Annotated in this window: 3 protein-coding genes; 2 read left to right on the top strand and 1 reads right to left on the bottom strand. The window is 77.3% G+C overall.

Going from position 1 to position 20,379, the window contains the following annotated elements; all coding sequences use genetic code 11:
• Positions 1-74: 74 nt before the first annotated feature.
• Entirely contained in the window at positions 75-1,661 is a 1,587-nt protein-coding gene (locus tag ACWD4P_RS23875) for an AMP-binding protein (RefSeq protein WP_359829180.1), read from the bottom strand.
• Between the two features lie 253 nt (positions 1,662-1,914).
• Between ACWD4P_RS23875 and ACWD4P_RS23870 the strand changes: the two genes are divergently transcribed.
• Positions 1,915-18,435 carry a type I polyketide synthase gene (locus ACWD4P_RS23870; RefSeq protein WP_449780981.1) on the top strand — a complete coding sequence of 5,507 codons (16,521 nt, stop codon included), beginning with the start codon at positions 1,915-1,917 and terminating at the stop codon, positions 18,433-18,435.
• Positions 18,436-18,451: 16 nt separating this feature from the next.
• The coding region (locus ACWD4P_RS23865; protein WP_449780980.1) for a type I polyketide synthase at positions 18,452-20,379 on the top strand (1,928 nt) is incomplete at its 3' end.

Raw genomic sequence — 20,379 nt, 5'->3', positions numbered from 1 at the left:
GGCCCGCGGTACCAGGTGTACCGCGGGCCCCGGCCCGTTCCGTCCCCTCCGGCCGGGATCCGGGGGGACGCCCCCTACGCCCCGGCCAGCGCGGCGAGCGCCGCCCGGTCGGTCTTGCCGTTGTGCGTCACGGGCAGGGTGGGCAGCTGCCGCAGCTCACCGGGCACCATGTACGAGGGCAGCGTCGCCCGCAGGTGGGCCCGGACTCCCGCCTCGATCGCCTCGGCGCCGGGCTCCGGCGCGACGAAGGCGCCGAGCACGTCCTCCTGCCCGGGGCGGCTCAGCACCAGCACGGCCGCCTCGGCCACCCCGGGGCAGCCGCGCAGCGCCCGCTCGACCTCGCCCAGTTCGATCCGGTTGCCGCGGATCTTCACCTGGGAGTCGGTCCGGCCCACGAAGAACAGCTCGCCCGACGGCCCCCGGTAGGCGAGGTCGCGGGAGCGGAAGACCAGCTGGCCGGTGCGCGGGTCGACCGGGTCGCGCACCAGGGCGGCGGCGGTGGCCTCCGGGTCGTTCCAGTAGCCGGAGAACAGCGAGGGGCTGCGCAGGTGGATCTCGCCGACCACGCCGTCCTCCTCGACCGGCCGGCCGTCCTCGTCGATCAGCAGCATCTCGGCGCCCTCGAAGGCGAAGCCGATGGAGAGCCGCTCCAGGTCGTCCGGGATCGGGTCCGGCACGTCGGTGAGCGAGGAGGCCATCGACTCGGTGGCCCCGAAGCAGTTGACCACCCGGATGCCGGGCAGCAGCTTGCGCAGTTCGCGCAGTTCGGCGATCGGGAAGGCCTCGCCGGAGAACAGCGTGCCCCGGATGTGGGTGAGTTCGGCGAGCCGGTCCGGCTCGTGGCGCAGCGCGCCCCGCCAGATCGAGGGGACGCCGTCGACCTGGGTGGCCCGGGTGGCGGCCAGGTGGCCCAGGAAGCGCCGGGGCCAGGGCAGCAGGGCGCGCGGCACCGGGACGACGGCGGCGCCGCTGGCCAGCGCCAGGCCGATGTCCAGCAGCGAGAAGTCGAACTGCAGCGGCGAGGTGGTGGCGACCCGGTCCGCCGAGGTGACGATCCGGTGGGCGAGCAGCCCGCGGTAGAAGGCGAGCACCCCGCGGTGGCTCATCACGACGCCCTTGGGGCGGCCGGTGGTGCCGGAGGTGAAGATCATGTACGCGGTGTCGGTGGTGACGACCGTGCGGCGGTGCCGGGTCCGCGGCTCGGGGGCCCGCTCCGCCGTCAGCCCGGCCGGCCCGAAGCGGGCGGTGGCCAGCGCCTCCGGGAGGCAGCCGCGCGGGGCCTCGGCGGCCCTGGTGTGCAGCGCCGCCCCGGACAGCTCCAGGATGGTGAGCAGCCGCTGGTCGGGGGTGTCCGGGCTGACCGGCACGAAGGTCAGCCCGAGCATCGAGCAGGCGAGGTACATGGCGATGGCCGGGCCGCTGTTGTCGGCCTCCACCACCACCCGGTCGCCGATGTCCAGGCCGAGCCGGTCGAGTCCGTCGGCGCAGGCGCCGGCCAGTTCCTCCAGCCCGCGGTAGGTCAGGACGACCGGCGTGCCGTCCTCGGCCGTCTCGATGACCGCGGGCGCCTGCGGGGTCACCCGGGCCGCGGCGAGCAGCAGTTCGTGGACCTTCTGCGCGGGGGCGTCCGCCGGCGTGAAGGCCGTTGGTGTCTCAGGCAACGTGGTACTCCCATGGGTCGCCTCTCGGCTCTGCGGACGCGGCCGGTCGTGGGCGTGTTCGCAATGTAGGCGGGCCGCGGAGGGGCGGGCAAGCGGGCGGACCCCACACCCGGGGCGGCGGCCGCCCGGCGGGCCCCAACTAGGGGTGCGTAGGGGTTAGCCAGCGCTTTTGCCTGCCGTACGGTGCGGTTCTGATCCCACCGGTGTGCCCTGCGGGCCGGTACGCATCCCCAAGGTTATGGAGTCAGCGTCGATGTCCGAGTCCAACCTCGCCCCGACCGGCGGCCCGGTGTCCGACCTCCGGACCGACCTGCTCCGGGACCTCGCGGGACGGCCGGCCTCCGAGCAGGACCGGGCCCTGGTGGAACTGGTGCGCGGCGAGATCCGGGCGGTGCTCGGCCGGGTCCGGCCGGACCTCGGGCCCGAGGTGGCGACCGACCGGACCTTCCGCGACCTCGGCCTGGACTCCCTCGGCCTGGTCGAGCTGCACGCGCGGCTGAACGCCGCGACCGGGCTGGCCCTGGAGATCCCGGCGCTGTTCGACCACCCGACGCCGCGGGCCATGGCCCGCCGCCTCGGTGACGACCTGTTCGGCGCCCGCGAGGAGCCGGTGGCCCCGGCCCCGGAGCCGGTCACGGCGGACGACGACGACCCGGTCGTGATCGTCGGCATCGGCTGCCGCTTCCCCGGCGGGATCGGCTCACCGGAGGAGCTGTGGGACGTCGTCGCGGAGGGCCGCTCGGTGATCGGCGGCTTCCCCACCGACCGCGGCTGGGACCTCGGCGCGCTGTTCGACGACGACCCCGACGCGCTCGGCCGCAGCTACGCCCGGCACGGCGGATTCCTGGCGGAGGCCGCCGAGTTCGACGCCGACTTCTTCGGCATCTCCCCGCGCGAGGCCCTCGCGATGGACCCGCAGCAGCGGATCGTGCTGGAGACCGCGTGGGAGGCGCTGGAGCGGGCCGGCATCGACCCGGACGCGCTGCGCGGCTCGCGCACCGGCGTCTTCCTGGCGGCGGGCCTGCACGAGTACGGGGTGCGGATGGCCGACGCGCCGGCCGGCGTCGACGGCTACGTGCTGACCGGCACCTCGCTGAGCATCCTGTCCGGCCGCACCGCGTACGTGCTGGGCCTGCACGGCCCGGCGCTGACCATCGACACCGCCTGCTCCGGCTCGCTGGTCGCACTGCACCTGGCCGTGCAGTCGGTGCGGCGCGGCGAGTGCTCGCTGGCGCTGGCCGGCGGCGTGAGCGTGATGGCGAGCCCCGGCCTGTTCACCGAGTTCAGCCGGCAGCGCGGACTCGCCCCCGACGGCCTGATCAAGGCCTTCGCGGCCGGCGCCGACGGCACCGGCTTCGCCGAGGGCGCCGGCGTGCTGGTGGTCGAGCGGCTCTCCGCCGCCCGCCGGGCCGGGCGCACCCCGCTCGCCGTGGTGCGGGCCTCCGCGATCAACCAGGACGGCGCCAGCAACGGGCTCACCGCGCCGAGCGGCGCCGCGCAGCGCCGGCTGATCCGCGACGCGCTGGCGCTCGGCGGCCTGCGGCCGGAGGACGTCGACGCGATCGACGCGCACGGCACCGGCACCACCCTGGGCGACCCGATCGAGGCCCAGGCGATCATCGCCACCTACGGCCAGGGCCGGGCCGAGGACCGCCCGCTGCGGCTCGGCTCGGTGAAGTCCAACATCGGCCACACCCAGGCCGCGGCCGGTGTCGCCGGCATCGCCAAGATGGTGATGGCGATGCGCCACGGCGAACTCCCCCGCACCCTGAACGTGGACGCGCCGACCCCGAACGTCGACTGGACGGCCGGGCACGTCGAACTGCTCACCGAGGCGCTCGCCTGGCCCCGCGGGGAGCGGCCGCGCCGGGCCGCCGTCTCCGCCTTCGGCATCAGCGGCACCAACGCCCACGTCGTCCTGGAGGAGCCCGAGCCGGTCGAGCCCGGGGCGGCGCCGCTGCCCGTCGCCGCCCCGGACGCCGCCACGGTGGTGCTGCTGTCCGCGCGCGGGGAGCAGGCGCTGCGGGCCCAGGCCGGCCGGCTGGCCGACCTGCTCGACCAGGAGCCGGGGCTGACCCCCGCGGACCTCGGCCGCTCGCTCGCCGCGACCCGGGCCACCCACCCGGACCGGGCCGCCCTGGTCGCCGCCGGGCGCGCCGAACTCCTGGCCGGGCTGCGCTCGCTGGCCCTCGACGAGGGTTCGACCGCCGCCGTCCGCGACCGGGCCGACGGGGGCCGGCTGGCGTTCCTGTTCACCGGCCAGGGCAGCCAGCGCCTGGCGATGGGCCGCGAGCTGTACCAGCGTCACCCGGTCTTCGCCCGGGCCCTGGACGCCGCCGCCGGCCACCTCGACCTCCAGCTCGAACGGCCGCTGCGCGAGGTGCTGTTCGGCACCGGCCCGGAGGCCGAGGAGCTGCTCGGGCGCACCGCCTACGCCCAGGCCGCGCTGTTCGCCGTCGAGGTCGCGCTGTTCCGGCTGCTGGAGTCCTGGGGCGTGCGCCCCGACTACCTGGCCGGCCACTCGGTCGGCGAGCTCGCCGCCGCCCACTGCGCCGGTGTCCTGTCGCTCGACGACGCGGCCACCCTGGTCGGCGCCCGCGGCCGCCTGATGCAGGCCCTTCCGGCCGGCGGCGCGATGGTCGCCGTCGAGGCCGCCGAGGACGAAGTCCTGCCGCTGCTCGCCGGGTTCGCGGACCGGGCCGCCCTCGCCGCGGTCAACGGCCCGGCCTCGGTGGTGGTCTCCGGCGCCGCCGACGCGGTGCGCGCGATCGCCGACCGGCTCGCCGCGCTGGGGCGCCGCACCAAGGAACTGCGGGTCAGCCACGCCTTCCACTCGCCGCTGATGGAGCCGATGCTCGCCGAGTTCGGCATGATCGCGAGCATCCTCGACTACCGCGAGCCGCGGCTGCCGGTGGTCTCCAACGTCACCGGCCGGGTGCTGAGCGCCGAGGAGATCCGCTCCCCCGAGTACTGGGTGCGCCACGTCCGTGCCACCGTCCGCTTCCAGGACGGTCTGGACTGGCTCGTCGGTCAGGGCGTCACCACCTTCCTGGAGCTCGGCCCCGACCCGGTGCTGTCCGCACTGGGCCGGGAGAGCCTCGGGGAGCGCGCCGGATTCGCCTGCGCGCTGCGCCGCGGCACCGACGAGGAGCGTCAACTGCTCGGCGCCGTCGCCGCCACCTGGGCCCGGGGCACCGGACCCGACTCGGCCGCGTTCCACACCGGCGGCCGGGTCGTCGAGCTGCCCACCTACCCTTTCCAGCGCCGCCGTTACTGGCTCAGCGCCCCGGCCGCCGAGGGCGACCCGGCGGACCTCGGCCAGACCCGCACCGACCACCCGCTGCTCGCCGCCCTGGTCGGCGTCGCCGGCACCGGGGCCACCGTGCTCACCGGCCGGCTCTCGCTGCGCAGCCACCCGTGGCTGGCCGACCACACCATCGCCGGGGTCACCCTGCTGCCCGGCACCGCGCTGCTCGACCTCGCCCTGCACGCGGGCGCCCGCCTCGGCTGCGAGCAGGTCGAGGAGCTCACCAACGAGGCTCCGCTGGTGCTGCCCGCCCACGACGACCTCGACGTCCAGGTGGCCGTCTCGGCCGCCGACGCCAGCGGGCTGCGCGGCATCGAGATCCACTCCCGGCCCGCCGGGGCGGTGGACGGCACCCCGTGGCGCCGCCACGCCGGCGGCACCCTGGCCCCGGCCCGGCTGTCCGGCGCCCGCGCCGACTGGGCCGAGCCCGCCGTCTGGCCGCCGGCCGGCGCCGAGGGCGTCGACGTGGACGGGCTCTACGCGGCCATCGCCGCCCAGGGCTACGGCTACGGCGAGACCTTCCAGGGCCTGCGCGCGGTCTGGCGGCGCGGCACCGAGGTGTTCGCCGAGGTCGCGCTGCCCGAGGCCGCCCGCGCCGACGCCGGCGCCTTCGGCGTCCACCCGGCCCTGCTGGACGCCGCCCTGCACGCCGCCGACTTCCTGCCCGGGGCGGCCACCGAGGGCGTGCGCGTCCCGTTCGTCTGGCACGACGCCGTCCTGCACTCGGTCGGCGCCGCCACCGTCCGGGTCCGGATCACCCCCGCCGGAGCGGACGGCATCACCGTCGCGCTCGCCGACCCGGCCGGCGCGCCCGTCGCCGAGATCGCCGCCGTGGTGCTGCGCACCGCCTCCGCCGCCCAGCTCGGCGACGCCGGGAGCACCGGTCGCGGCGCCCTGCTGGCCGTCGACTGGACCCCGTTCGAGCTGCCCGCCGGCTCGGCGGGAGAAGCCCCGGTCCGCTACGACGACCTGCCGGACGGCGCCGAGGCGCCCGCGACCCTCTGGCTGCCGCTCGACCCGCCGGCCGCCGCCGACCCCGCGCCGGCCGCCGCCCGCGCCCTGCTGGACACCGTCCTCGGCCTGCTGCACCGCTGGCTGGCCGACCCGCGCTGCGCCACCGGCCGGCTGGTGCTGGACACCCGCGGCGCGGTCGCCCTCGACGGCGCCGGCCACCCGGCCGCGGCCGCCGTCTGGGGCCTGGTCCGCTCCGCCCAGGCCGAGCACCCCGGCCGGATCCTGCTGCTCGACACCGACGGCACCGACGCCTCGCGGGCCGTCGCCCCCGGCGCCGCGGCCGCCGCCTTCGCGGCCGGCGAGTCCGAGCTGGCGCTGCGGCGCGGCGCCGCCTCCGTGCCCCGCCTCGCCGCCCTCGCCCCGGCCGAGCCCGGCGACCAGGGCGAGCCGGCCGCCGCGCCCTGGCGGCCGGACGGCACGGTCCTGGTCACCGGCGGCGCCGGCGGCATCGGCGCCGTGGTCGTCCGCCACCTGCTCACCGCCCACGGCGTGCGTCGGCTGCTGGTCGCGAGCCGGCGCGGCCCGGACACCCCCGGGGCCGCCGAGCTGGCCGCCGAGGCGGCCGCCCTCGGCGCCGAACTGCGCGTCGTCGCCTGTGACGTCGCCGACCGCGAGGCACTCGCCGCGCTGCTCTCCGCCATCCCCGCCGAGCACCCGCTGAGCGCCGTCGTGCACGCCGCCGGCGTGGTCGCCGACGGCCTCGTCGACTCCCTCACCGCCGAGCAGGTCGACCGGGTGCTCCGGCCCAAGGCCGACGCCGCCTGGCACCTGCACGAGCTGACCGCCGGCCTCGACCTGTCCGCCTTCGTGCTGTTCTCCTCCGGCGCCGCCCTGCTCGACGCTCCCGGCCAGGGCAACTACGCCGCCGCCAACACCTTCCTCGACGCGCTCGCCGAGCTCCGGCACGCCCGGGGCCTGCCCGCCACCTCGGTGCGCTGGGGCCTGTGGACCGGCGTCGGCGGCATGGGCGACCGCCTCGACGCCGCGGCCCTGCGCCGCATCGAGCGGGCCGGCTTCGCCACCCTCACCGCCGCCGAGCAGCTCGCCCTGTTCGACCGGGCCCTCACCGGGGGCGATCCGGTGGTGCTGCCCGCCCAGGTGGACGCCCGCGCCGTGCGCTCCCGGGCCGACGGCATCCCGCCGCTGCTGCGCGCCATGGTCCGCCCGGCCGCCCGCCGCGCCACCGGCGCCGCCGTCAACGCCCCGGCCGGCACGCCCGCCGAGGCCTTCGCCGCGCTGCCCGCCGCCGCCCGCCCCGACGCCCTGCTCGACCTCGTCCGCGCCCAGGTCGCGGACGTGCTCGGCCACGACAGCGCCGCCGCCGTCAGCCCCGGCCGGGCCTTCACCGAGATCGGCTTCGACTCGCTCGCCGCCGTCGAACTGCGCAACCGCCTCACCGCGGCGACCGGACTGCGGCTGACCGCCACCCTGGTCTACGACCACCCCACCCCGGACGCGCTCGCCCGCCACCTCGCCGAGCGGATCGCCGGCACCCCCGCCCGGACGGCCGCCGCACCGGCCGTCCCCGCCGCCCGGGCCCTGGACGACGAGCCGATCGCGATCGTCGGCATGGCCTGCCGCTACCCCGGCGGCATCGGCTCGCCCGAGGAACTCTGGCGTCTGGTCGCCGAGGGCCGCGAGGCGGTCGGCCGCTTCCCGGCCGACCGCGGCTGGGACGAGGACCTCTACCACCCGGAGCCCGGCCGCCCCGGCCGCAGCTACTCGCGCGACGGCTCGTTCCTCTACGACGCCGCCGACTTCGACGCCGAGTTCTTCGGGATCAGCCCGCGCGAGGCCCAGGCCATGGACCCGCAGCAGCGCCTGCTGCTGGAGACCGCCTGGGAGACCGTCGAGCGCTCCGGCATCGACCCGCTCTCGCTGCGCGGCAGCGACACCGGCGTCTTCGCCGGCGTCATGTACCACGACTGGGCCACCCGGATCGGCCGCGTCCCCGAGGAGGTCGCCGGATACCTCGGCAACGGCAGCCTCGCCAGCGTCGTCTCCGGCCGCGTCGCCTACTCGATGGGCCTGGAGGGCCCGGCCATCACCGTCGACACCGCCTGCTCCTCCTCGCTCGTCGCGATGCACTGGGCGATGCGCGCGCTGCGCCAGGGCGAGTGCTCGCTGGCCCTGGCCGGCGGCGTCACCGTGATGTCCACCCCCGACACCTTCGTCGACATGAGCCGCCAGCGCGGACTGGCCCCCGACGGCCGCTGCAAGTCCTTCGGCGCGGACGCCGACGGCACCGGCTGGGGCGAGGGGGTCGGCCTGCTGCTGCTGGAGCGGCTCTCCGACGCCCGCCGCCACGGCCACCGGGTACTCGGCCTGCTCCGCGGCTCCGCCGTCAACTCCGACGGCGCCTCCAACGGCCTCACCGCCCCCAACGGCCCCTCCCAGCAGCGCGTCATCGAACAGGCCCTGGCGGCCGCCGCGCTGACCCCCGCCGACGTGGACGCGGTCGAGGGCCACGGCACCGGCACCACCCTCGGCGACCCGATCGAGGCCCAGGCGCTGCTCGCCACCTACGGCCAGGACCGCGCGGACGGCGGGGCACCGCTGTGGCTGGGCTCGATCAAGTCCAACCTGGGGCACACCCAGGCCGCGGCGGGCGTCGCGGGCGTCATCAAGATGGTCGAGGCGATGCGGCACGGCGTCCTGCCGCGCACCCTGCACGCCGAGCAGCCGTCCCCGCAGGTCGACTGGGAGTCGGGCGAGGTCGAGCTGCTGGCCGAGGCCCGGGACTGGCCGCGCGGGCGGCGCCCGCGCCGGGCCGGTGTCTCCTCCTTCGGCATCAGCGGCACCAACGCGCACGTGATCGTCGAGGAGGCCCCGGCGGCCGAGCCCACGGCCGCCGCCACCGGCTCGCCGGTCGTGCCGGCGGCCGGGCTGCCGGTCCTGCTGTCGGCGCGCACCGCGCCGGCCCTGCGCGCCCAGGCCTCCCGGCTGCGCGAACTGCTCGCCACCGCCGAACCCGGGCTGCTGCCCGCCGTCGCACTGGCCTCCGCCACCACCCGGGCCGCCCTGGAGCACCGGGCCGTCGTCCTGGGCGCCGACCTGCCGGGGCTGCTGGACGGCCTGGACGCCGTCGCCGCCGGAACGGCTCCGGCGGCGGGGGCGGTCGGAGCCGTACGGGAGGGGCGGCTCGCGCTGCTCTTCACCGGCCAGGGGGCGCAACGCCTCGGCATGGGACGGGAGTTGTACGAGGCCCACCCCGTCTTCGCGGCGCGTTTCGACGAGGTCTGCGCGGAGCTGGACCGGTGGTTGGAGCGGCCGCTGCGCGAGGTGATCTGGGGCGAGGACGGTGACCTCCTCGACCGGACCGCGTACACCCAGACCGCGCTGTTCGCCGTCGAGGTCGCGCTCTTCGCGCTCCTCGACTCCTGGGGCGTGCGCCCGCAGTACCTCGCCGGGCACTCCATCGGCGAGCTGGCCGCCGCCCACGTCGCGGGCGTCTGGTCCCTGCCGGACGCGGCCCGACTCGTCGCCGCACGCGGCACGTTGATGCAGGCCCTGCCGGGCGGCGGCGCCATGACCGCCGTCGAGGCCACCGAGGACGAGATCTCCTCGCACCTGACCGAGGGCGTGGACGTCGCGGCCCTCAACGGGCCGCGCTCCGTGGTGATTTCGGGCGAAGCCACCGCGGTCGAGGCGCTCGCCGAGCGCTTCGCCGCCCAGGGCCGCCGCACCTCCAGGCTCCGTGTCTCGCACGCCTTCCACAGCGCGCTCATGGAGCCCATGCTCGCCGAATTCGAGTCCGTGGCCGCCGGGTTGACCTACCACGAACCGACCGTCCCGGTCGTCTCGACCGTCACCGGCGCCGCCGTCTCCACGGAACTGACCGAACCGCGGTACTGGGTCGACCAGGTCCGCGCCGCCGTCCGCTTCACCGACGCCGTCCGCACCCTGACCGACCACGGCGTCACCACCCTGCTGGAGATCGGCCCCGACGCCGTCCTCACCGCCATGGCCCGGCAGACCCTCGACGACCTCGACACCGACGCCGCCACCGGGACCGTCACCTCGATCGCCGCCCAGCGCCGCGACCGCGACGAGAACACCACCCTCCTCACCGCCCTCGCCGCCCTCCACACCGCCGGCGCGCCCGTCGACTGGGCCGCCCACCTCGGCGCGCTGGACATCACCGGCACGCCCCGCGAGCTGCCCGAACTGCCCACCTACGCGTTCCAGCGCAAGCGGTTCTGGATCGACGCCGAGGGCGGCGCCGACGCCGCCGTCATGGCCGATGCCGGCCTGGAGGCCGCCGAACACCCGCTGCTGCGCGCGGTCGTGGCCACGCCGGACAACGGCGGCCTGGTGCTCACCGGCCGGCTGTCGGTCTCCGCCCAGCCCTGGCTGGGCGACCACGACGTGCTGGGCCGGCTGATCCTGCCCGGCACGGCCTTCGTGGAGCTGGCCGTCTCGGCCGGCGCCCGGATCGGCTGCGGCCGGATCGAGGAGCTGGCCCTGGAAGTACCGCTGATCGTGCCGCCGCAGGGCGGAGTCGCGATCCAGGTCGTGGTGGCGGCCGCCGACGCCTCCGGCGCCCGCCAGGTGACCGTGCACTCGCGCCGCGGCCCGGCCGAAGAAGGCTGGATCCGGCACGCCACCGGTGTGCTGACCGCCCCCGCCGGGGCCCCCGGCTTCGACCTCGCCCAGTGGCCGCCGCACGGCGCCACCGCCGTACCGGTGCGGGGCGCCTACGAGCGGATCGCCGGCCGCGGCTACGGCTACGGTCCGACCTTCCAGGGCCTGAAGGCCGCCTGGCGCCAGGGTGACGACGTGTTCGCCGAGGTGGCGCTGCCCACCGAGGCCCACGCCGACGCCGCCGCGTTCGGGCTGCACCCGGCCCTGCTGGACGCCGCCATGCACGCCGACCTGCTCGACGAGAGCGGCGGGAGCAGCGGTGCGACCCTGCTGCCGTTCGTCTGGAACGACGTGACCCTGCACGCCGCCGGAGCCCCGGCGGTCCGCGTCCACCTGCGCCGGCTGCGCGGCGAGGAGGCGGCCGCGATGTGGATCGCCGACACCGAGGGCCGCCCGGTGGCCACGGTCGGCACGATCGTGACCCGCGAGGTGTCGGACCGTCAGCTGGCCGCCGCCCCCGGCGCGGACACCGGTTCGCTGCTCCGGACGCAGTGGTCCCGCTCCGCGGCCGACCGCGCCTCCACCGACCGGCCCGTCGCCGGGGCCCTTCCGCGGCTGGACGCCCTGGACGCGGCGGCCGGGACGGACGCCGTGCCGGCCCTGGTCCTGCTCCCGGTCACCGCGGCCGACGGGCCGGTGCCGGAGGCCGCCCGCGCGACCGCCCGTACCGTGCTGGCCGCCGTCCAGCGCTGGCTGGCCGACGAGCGGTTCGCCGCCTCGACGCTGGTGGTGCTGACCCGCGACGCCGTCGCCGTCCGCGAGGACCGCGGCGACGGCGCCACCGCGCTCGGCCCGGTCGACCCGGTGACCGCCCCGATCTGGGGCCTGGTCCGGGCCGCGCAGGCCGAGAACCCGGGCCGCTTCCTGCTGCTCGACACCGACGGATCCGACGCCTCGGCCGCCGCCGTGCCCGTGGCCGCCCTGGCCGGGGAGCCGGAGGCCGCGCTGCGCGCCGGCGAGCTGTGGCTGCCGCGCCTGGCGGCGCTCCCCCAGCCGTCCGCCGAGCGGCCCGCGCCCTGGCGCACCGACGGAACGGTCCTCGTCACCGGCGGCACCGGCGGGCTGGGCGCCCTGGTCGCCCGGCACCTGGCCACCGAGCACGGCGTGCGCCGCCTGCTGCTCACCAGCCGCCGCGGCCCCGACGCCCCCGGCGCGGCCGAACTCGTCGCCGAGCTGGCCGAGTCGGGCGCCGAGGCGACCGTCGCCGCCTGCGACACCGCCGACCGGGAGGCGCTGGCCGCGCTGCTGGCCGCCGTCCCCGCCGACGCGCCGCTCACCGGCGTGGTGCACGCCGCCGGCGTGACGGAGAACGCCCTGGTCGGCGCCGTCACCGAGGCCGGGCTGGACGCCGTGCTGCGTCCGAAGGTGGACGGCGCCTGGCACCTGCACGAGCTGACCGCCGGGCTCGACCTGTCGGCGTTCGTCCTGTTCTCCTCGGCCGGCGGCACCGTGCTCGCCGCCGGGCAGGCCAACTACGCCGCGGCCAACGTCTTCCTGGACGCCCTGGCCGAGCACCGCCGCGCCGCCGGGCTGCCCGCCACCGCGCTGGGCTTCGGCCTCTGGGCGGTCGACACCGGTCTGGGCGCCGTCACCGAGGCCGACACCGCGCGGATGGCCCGGCTCGGCCTGCCCGCGCTGACCGTCGAGGAGGGCCTGGCCCTGTTCGACCGGGGTACGGCCTGCGGCGAGCCCGCCGTCCTGCCGCTGCGGGTGGACCGGGCGGCGCTGCGCTCGCGCGGCGACGGGGCGCCGGCGCTGCTGCGCGGCCTCCTGGGCGCCGACCGCGCCGACCGCGCCGGTCGCGGCCCCCGGCCCGGCCGCCCGGCCGCCGTCGCGGGCGCGGACCCCGTCGGCACCGCCCTGGCCGTCCGGCTGGGCGCCCTGGAGCCGGCCGAGCGCGCGGCCGAGCTGGTGGAGCTGGTGCGCCGGAACGTCGCCACCGTGCTCGGCCACGCGGACGAGTCGGAGATCGACCCGGACCGCGCCTTCCGCGACCTCGGCTTCGACTCGCTCGCCGCCGTCGAACTGCGCAACCTGCTGGGCACCGAGACCGGCCTGCGGCTGCCCGCCACGCTGGTCTTCGACTACCCCACCGCCCGTGCCGCGGCCGGTTTCCTGGCCGACCGCTGGGGCACCGCGGCCCCGGCGGCCGCCCCCGCCGCCCCCGCGCCGCGTCCGGCCGCCGGCGGCGGCGGCGAGGACGACCCGATCGCGATCGTCGGCATGAGCTGCCGCTTCCCGGGCGGGGTGCGCTCCCCCGAGGACCTCTGGCGGCTCGTCCTGGCCGGCGAGGACGTCATCACCGACTTCCCCGCGGACCGCGGCTGGAACACCGAGGGGATCTTCGACCCGGAGCCGGGGACGGTCGGGCGGACCTACGTCCGCCAGGGCGGCTTCCTGCACGACGCGACCGAGTTCGACGCCGAGTTCTTCGGCATCATGCCGCGCGAGGCGCTCGCCATGGACCCGCAGCAGCGGCTGCTGCTGCAGGCGTCCTGGGAGGCCTTCGAGCGGGCCGGCATCGACCCGTCCACCGCGCGCGGCAGCCGCACCGGCGTCTACGCGGGCATCATGTACCACGAGTACGGCAGCCGCCTCGCCCAGGTGCCGGACGACCTGACGGGCTACCTGGGCAACGGCAGCGCCGCCAGCATCGCCTCCGGCCGGGTCGCCTACACCCTCGGCCTGGAGGGCCCGGCGGTGACCGTCGACACGGCCTGCTCGTCCTCGCTGGTCGCCCTGCACCTTGCCTGCCAGGCGCTGCGCCAGGGCGAGGTCGAACTGGCCCTGGCCGGCGGCGTGACGGTGATGCCGACCCCGGAGATCTTCGTCGACTTCAGCCAGCAGCGCGGCCTGGCGCCCGACGGGCGCTGCAAGGCGTTCGCCGGCGCCGCCGACGGCACCGCCTGGTCCGAGGGCATCGGCATGCTGCTGGTCGAGCGGCTCTCCGACGCCCGCCGCAACGGCCACCCCGTGCTCGCGGTGATCCGCGGCTCGGCGATCAACCAGGACGGCGCCTCCAACGGCCTGACCGCCCCCAACGGCCCCTCCCAGCAAAGGGTCATCCAGGCCGCGCTGGCCGCCGCGGGCCTCTCCCCCGCCGAGGTCGACCTGGTCGAGGGCCACGGCACCGGCACCCGCCTCGGTGACCCGATCGAGGCCCAGGCGCTGCTCGCCACCTACGGCCGGGACCGCGCGGAGGACGACGAGCCGCTGCGGCTCGGCTCGATCAAGTCGAACATCGGCCACGCCCAGGCCGCGGCCGGTGTCAGCGGTGTCATCAAGGCCGTCCTCGCCGTCCGCAACGGCGTCATGCCCCGCACCCTGCACGTCGACGAGCCTTCGCCGCAGGTCGACTGGACGGCGGGCAGCATCCGGCTGCTCACCGAACAGGAGGAGTGGCCGCGCACCGGCCGCCCGCGCCGCGCCGCCGTCTCCTCCTTCGGGCTGAGCGGCACCAACGCGCACCTGATCGTCGAGCAGGCCCCGGCGGCCCCGTCCGGGCCCGCCGGGCAGGAGGGCCCCGACCCGGTCGGCGGGCCCGTCCCGCTGCCGCTGTCGGCCCGCACCGAGGGCGCGCTGGCCGACCAGGCGACGGCCCTGCTCGCCCACCTGGACGCCCACCCGGACTCCCGGCTGCTCGACCTCGGCCACTCGCTGGCCACCACCCGGGCGGTGTTCGACCACCGCGCCACCGTGCTCGCCGACGACCTCGACGGCGCCCGGCGGGCGCTGACCGCCCTGGCCCTGGGCACCGGTTCGGCCGACGCCGTCACCGGCCCGCGCACCGCCGCCGGGCGGACCGCGTTCCTCTTCTCCGGCCAGGGCGCCCAGCGCCTCGGCATGGGCCGCGAACTGCACGCCGCCCACCCGGTGTTCCGCGACGCCTTCGACGAGGTGTGCGCGCTGCTCGACCCCCGGCTGGAGCGCCCGCTGCGCGAGGTGATGTGGGGCGAGGACGCCGAGGCCCTGGAGCGGACCGGGTACGCCCAGTGCGCCCTGTTCGCCCACGAGGTCGCGCTGTACCGCCTGGTGACGTCCTGGGGCGTCGTCCCCGACGTGCTGCTCGGCCACTCGATCGGCGAACTGGCCGCCGCCCACGTGGCCGGGGTGCTCTCGCTCGCCGACGCCTGCGCCCTGGTCGCCGCGCGCGGCCGGCTGATGCAGGCCCTGCCGGCCGGCGGCACGATGGTCGCCGTCCAGGCCACCGAGGCCGAGGTCGCCGGGCTGCTGGTCCCGGGCGTCGACATCGCCGCCGTCAACGGCCCCCGCTCGGTGGTGCTGTCCGGCGGGACCGAGGCCGTCCGGGCGGTCGCCGGACAGCTGCGGGCACAGGGCCGGCGCACCACGCGCCTGCGCGTCTCGCACGCCTTCCACTCCTCGCTGATGGAGCCGATGCTGGCCGAGTTCGAGGCCGTGGCACGGGAGTTGACCTACCACCGGCCGACCGTCCCGGTGATCTCCAACGTCACCGGCGCACCGGCCGGCGACGAACTGCTCGCCACCCCCGAGTACTGGGTCCGGCACATCCGCTCGGCCGTCCGCTTCGCCGACGGCGCGGCGGCGCTGGCCGCCGCGGGCGTCACCCGGGTCGTCGAGCTGGGCCCGGACCGGGTGCTCAGCGCGCTCGCCGAGACCTGCCTGGACGGCAGCGGCGCGCTGGTCGTCCCGACCGCCGGACGGGACGCCGACGAGCCGCGCGCGCTGCTGCGGGCCGTCGCCCGGCTGCACGCCGCCGGCGGCACCGTCGACTGGGCCCGGTTCCTGTCCGGCCGCGGCGCCCGCCGGGTCGACCTGCCGACCTACGCCTTCGACCGCCGCCGCTACTGGCTGACCGCCGCTCCGGCGGTCCCCGACCCGACCGGCTCCGGCCAGGGCCCCGCCGGTCACCCGCTGCTCAGCGCCGTCGTGGTCGCCCCCGACGCGGACCGCCTGGTGCTCACCGGGCGGCTGGCCGTGGAGACCCAGGCCTGGCTGGCCGACCACGCGGTGCTCGGCACCACCGTGCTGCCCGGCACCGCCTTCCTGGAGCTGGCGATGCGGGCCGCCGAGGAGTCCGGCTGCGACCTCGTCGAGGAACTCACCATCGAGGCCCTGCTGCCGCTGAGCACCGTCAGCGGCACCGCGATCCAGGTGCTCGTCGGCGAGGCCGACCGCACCGGGCGCCGGTCCGTCTCGATCCACTCGCGGCTGGAGAGCGCCCCGGCCGGGGTCGGCTGGACCAGGCACGCCTCCGGGTTCCTCGCCGCCACCCCGGCGGCGGAGCTGCCGGCCCCGCCCGCCCCGTACACGGGCGCCTGGCCGCCGGCCGGCGCCGAGCACGTCGACATCGGCGACGTGTACGAGTACCTGACCAGCCAGGGCTACCACTACGGCCCGATGTTCCGCGGCCTCAAGGCGGTCTGGCGGACCGCCGACGAGGTGTTCGCCGAGGTGGCGCTGCCCGCCGACGCCACCGAGGACGCCGCCGGCTACCGGGTGCACCCCTCGCTGCTGGACGCCGCGCTCAGCGGTGCCGACTTCCTCGGCGGCCACCGCCCGCAGGACGTCGGCGCCTCGATGCTGCCGTTCGCCTGGAGCGGGGTGCGGCTGCACGGCGGCGGTCAGGCCCGGCTGCGGGTGCGGCTGCGGTCCGTCGGCCAGGACGCCGTCCGCCTCGAACTGTCGGACACCACCGGCCTGCCGGTCGCCAGCGTCTCCTCGCTGGTGGTCCGCGCCGTCACCCCCGACCGCCTCGCGGCGGCCGCCGACGCCTCCACCGGCACCCGCGCGCTGGAGTCCCTGCACCGGGTCGTCTGGCGGTACCTGCCGCTCGGCGCCGCCGGCGAACGCGGCACCGCCGGCTGGGCGGTGGTCGGCGAGCGGCCGCTCGACCTGCCCGGCGTACCGGTGCTCGCCGACCTGGCCGCGCTCGGCAAGGAGGTCACCGACGGGGACCTGCCCGTCCCGGAGCTGATCGTCCACCCCTGCCCGGCCCCGGCCGGCGACCGGCCCGGCGACGTCCGCGCCGTCCTGGACGGCGTGCTGACCCTCCTCCAGGACTGGCTGGCCGACGACCGGTTCGCCGACTCCCGGCTGCTGGTCGCCACCCGCGGCGCGGTCGCCGCCGAGGAGGACGAGCCCGTCGACCCGGCCCACGCCGCCGTGTGGGGCCTGGTACGGGCCGCCGCCCAGGAGAACCCCGGCCGGGTCCTGCTGGCCGACCTCGACGGACCCCGGGTGCCCGCCGCCCTCGCCGACCTCGGCGAGCCGGAGACCGCGGTGCGCGGGGGCGACGTCCGGGTGCCGCGCCTGACCGGGGTGCCGGCCGCCGCCGCCCCGGACGGCGGCCCCTGGCAGCCGGACGGCACGGTGCTCGTCACGGGCGGCACCGGCGGCCTCGGCGCGATCGTCGCCCGCCACCTGGCCGAACGGCACGGCGTGCGCCACCTGCTGCTCACCAGCCGCAGCGGAGCCGGACCGCGCACCACGGAGCTGGTCGCCGAACTCGCCGCGCTCGGCGCCGAGGCGACCGTCGCCGCCTGCGACGTCGCCGACCCTCGGGCGCTCGCGGCGCTGCTCGCCGGCGTCCCGGCCGACCGTCCGCTGCGCGGCGTGGTGCACGCGGCGGGCGTCAGCGACAACGCGCTCGTTCCCGGGCTCACCGCCGAGCGCATGGACACCGTGCTCCGCCCGAAGCTGGAGGGCGCCTGGAACCTGCACCAGCAGACCGCCGGCCTCGACCTGACGGCATTCGTCCTCTTCTCCTCCTGCGCCGGCCTGCTGGTCGGCGCGGGCCAGGGCAACTACGGTGCGGCCAACCGGTACCTGGACGCCCTCGCCCGCACCCGCCGGGCCGCCGGACTGCCCGCCACCGCGCTGGCGTTCGGGCTCTGGCGGACGCCGACCTCACTCGGCGGCGGCGTCACCGAGGACGACCTGGGCCGGATGGACCGGCTGGGCATGCCCGCGCTCACCACCGACGAGGGGCTGGCGCTCTTCGACGAGGCCCTCGCCGCCGACGAGGCCGTCGTGGTGCCGATGCGGCTCGACCCGGTGGCCCTCGCGGGCGCCGGGGACCAGGTCTCGGCGATGTTCCGCGAACTGGCCCGGCGTCGGCCCACGACCGCCCGGACGGACACCGCCAGGCCGTCCGGCCGGACCGCCCCGGCCCCTGCCACCGCCTCCCCCGCCTCCGGCGCTGACGGCGGGAGCCTGGAGGAGCGGCTCGCCGGCCTCGGCCACGAGCAGCAGGGCCGGATCCTGCTCGACCTGGTCCGCACCCACGTCGCCGCCGTCCGGCACGACGAGCCGGCCGGCATCGACCTCGGCAAGGGCTTCACCGAGCTCGGGCTCGACTCGCTCGCCGCGATCGAGCTGCGCAACCGGCTCTCCACCGCCACCGGGCTGCGGCTGCCCGCCACGCTGATGTTCGACTACCCCAACCCGCGTGCGCTGGCCGAGTTCCTGCACGAGGAGCTGCTCCCGGGCATCCCGGCGGCCGCCGGGCCGGCGGGTACGGCCGGCCCGGCGCGGAGCGTGCCCGCCGCCGCCCCCGAGGGGGCCGCCGGGGCCGGTGACGAGGAGGTCCGGCGCCTGCTCGGCACCGTCGACCTCGCGGCGCTGCGTGCCTCCGGGCTGCTCGACCGGCTGCTCGAACTGGCGGCCCCGGCACCCGCCCAGGGCACCACCTCGGCACCGGCGACAGCCGCGCCCGCCACGCCCGTCACGCCCGCCGGCGACCAGGGCACCGACCAGGGCGACTCCATCCTGACCATGACGATCGACGACCTGGTGCGCGCGGCGCTCGGGCGCGACGGCGACAACTGAGCAACTGAGGGTTCACGTGGACACGAACGTCGACCGGATCGTCGAGGCGCTGCGCCGCTCGATGCTGGACAACGAGCGCCTGCGCCAGGAGAACGGCCGGCTCACCGAGCTGGTGGGCGAGCCGATCGCCATCGTCGGCATGGGCTGCCGCTACCCCGGCGGCGCCGGCTCACCCGAGGAGCTGTGGCGGCTGGTCGCCGACGGCGTCGACGCCGTCGACGGCTTCCCGGCCGACCGGGGCTGGGACCTCGACGGGCTCTACGACCCGGAGCCCGGCCGGCCCGGCCGCTCGATCGCCCGCGAAGGCGGCTTCCTCCACGACGCCGCGCAGTTCGACGCCGACTTCTTCGGCATCTCGCCGCGCGAGGCGCTCGGACTGGACCCCCAGCAGCGCCTGTTGCTGGAGACCTCCTGGGAGGCCATCGAGCACGCGGGCATCGACCCGGCCGTGCTGCGCGGGAGCCGGACCGGCGTGTTCACCGGCCTGATGTACCACGACTACGGGTTCGGGACGAGCGACGGCAGCCTCGCCAGCGGGCGGGTCGCCTTCAGCCTCGGCCTGGAGGGCCCGGCGGTGACCGTCGACACGGCCTGCTCGTCCTCGCTGGTCGCCATGCACTGGGCCGTCCAGGCGCTGCGCCGGGGCGACTGCACGCTCGCGCTGGCGGGCGGCGCCACGGTCATGGCGACGCCCGACATGTTCGTCTACTTCAACACCCAGCGCGGCCTCGCCCGCGACGGCCGCTGCAAGTCCTTCTCGGACGCCGCCGACGGCACCGGCTGCTCGGAGGGCGTCGGCGTCGTCGTCCTCGAACGGCTGCGGGACGCCCGACGCAACGGCCACACCGTGCTGGCCGTGATCGCCGGCTCGGCCGTCAACCAGGACGGCGCCTCCAGCGGGATGACCACCCCCAACGGCCCCGCCCAGCAGCGGGTGATCCGCCGGGCCCTCGCCGACGCCGGCCTGACCACGGCGGACGTCGACGTGGTCGAGGCGCACGGCACCGGCACCCGGCTCGGCGACCCGATCGAGGCCCAGGCCCTGCTCGCCACCTACGGCCGAGGCCGGGGCGACGGCGGCGCGCCGCTGTGGCTCGGCTCGATCAAGTCCAACCTGGGCCACACCCAGGCCGCCGCCGGCGTCGCGGGCGTCATCAAGATGGTCGAGGCGATGCGGCACGGCGTCCTGCCGCGCACCCTGCACTCGGAGCGGCGCACCACCCAGGTCGACTGGGAGGCCGGCGCGGTCGAGCTGCTGACCGAGGCCCGGGAGTGGCCCCGCGGCGAGCGGCCGCGCCGGGCCGCGGTCTCCTCGTTCGGGCTCAGCGGCACCAACGCGCACCTCATCCTGGCCGAACCGGAGGAGTGGTCGCCGCCGGTCACGGCGGACGGGCCGGACACCCCGGTTGTGCCCGTCGTCCTGTCGGCGAAGTCGGCGCCCGCGCTCCGCGACCAGGCGGCCCGGCTCCACCGGCACCTGGCGTCCCGTCCGGACGTCCGGGCGCTGGACGCCGCGTTCAGCCTGACGACGCGTTCCGCGTTCGAGCACCGGGCCGTCGTCGCGGCCGCCGGACGGGAGGAACTGCTCGCCGCCCTCGCCGCCCTCGCCGAGGGCGCGCCGGCCGCCGGCACGGCGGTCGGCCGGGCCGGCGGCGGGTTCGCGGAGACGGCCTTCCTGTTCACCGGGCAGGGGGCGCAACGGCTCGGTATGGGACGGGAGTTGTACGAGGCCCACCCGGTGTTCGCCGCGCGCTTCGACGAGGTCTGCACCGAACTCGACCGGTGGTTGGAGCGGCCGCTGCGCGAGGTGATCTGGGGTGAGGACGGTGACCTCCTCGACCGGACCGCGTACACCCAGACCGCCCTGTTCGCCGTCGAGGTCGCGCTCTTCGCCCTCCTCGACTCCTGGGGCGTGCGCCCGCAGTACCTCGCCGGGCACTCCAT

Source organism: Kitasatospora sp. NPDC002543, assembly GCF_053594915.1.
The sequence above is the reverse complement of the archived record's forward strand: the minus strand, read 5'-3'. Positions and strand labels throughout refer to the sequence as shown.

Excerpts from the sequence above, each read along its gene's own strand:
- ACWD4P_RS23870 (WP_449780981.1), top strand. The coding sequence starts at position 1,915 with ATGTCCGAGTCCAACCTCGCCCCGACCGGCGGCCCGGTGTCCGACCTC.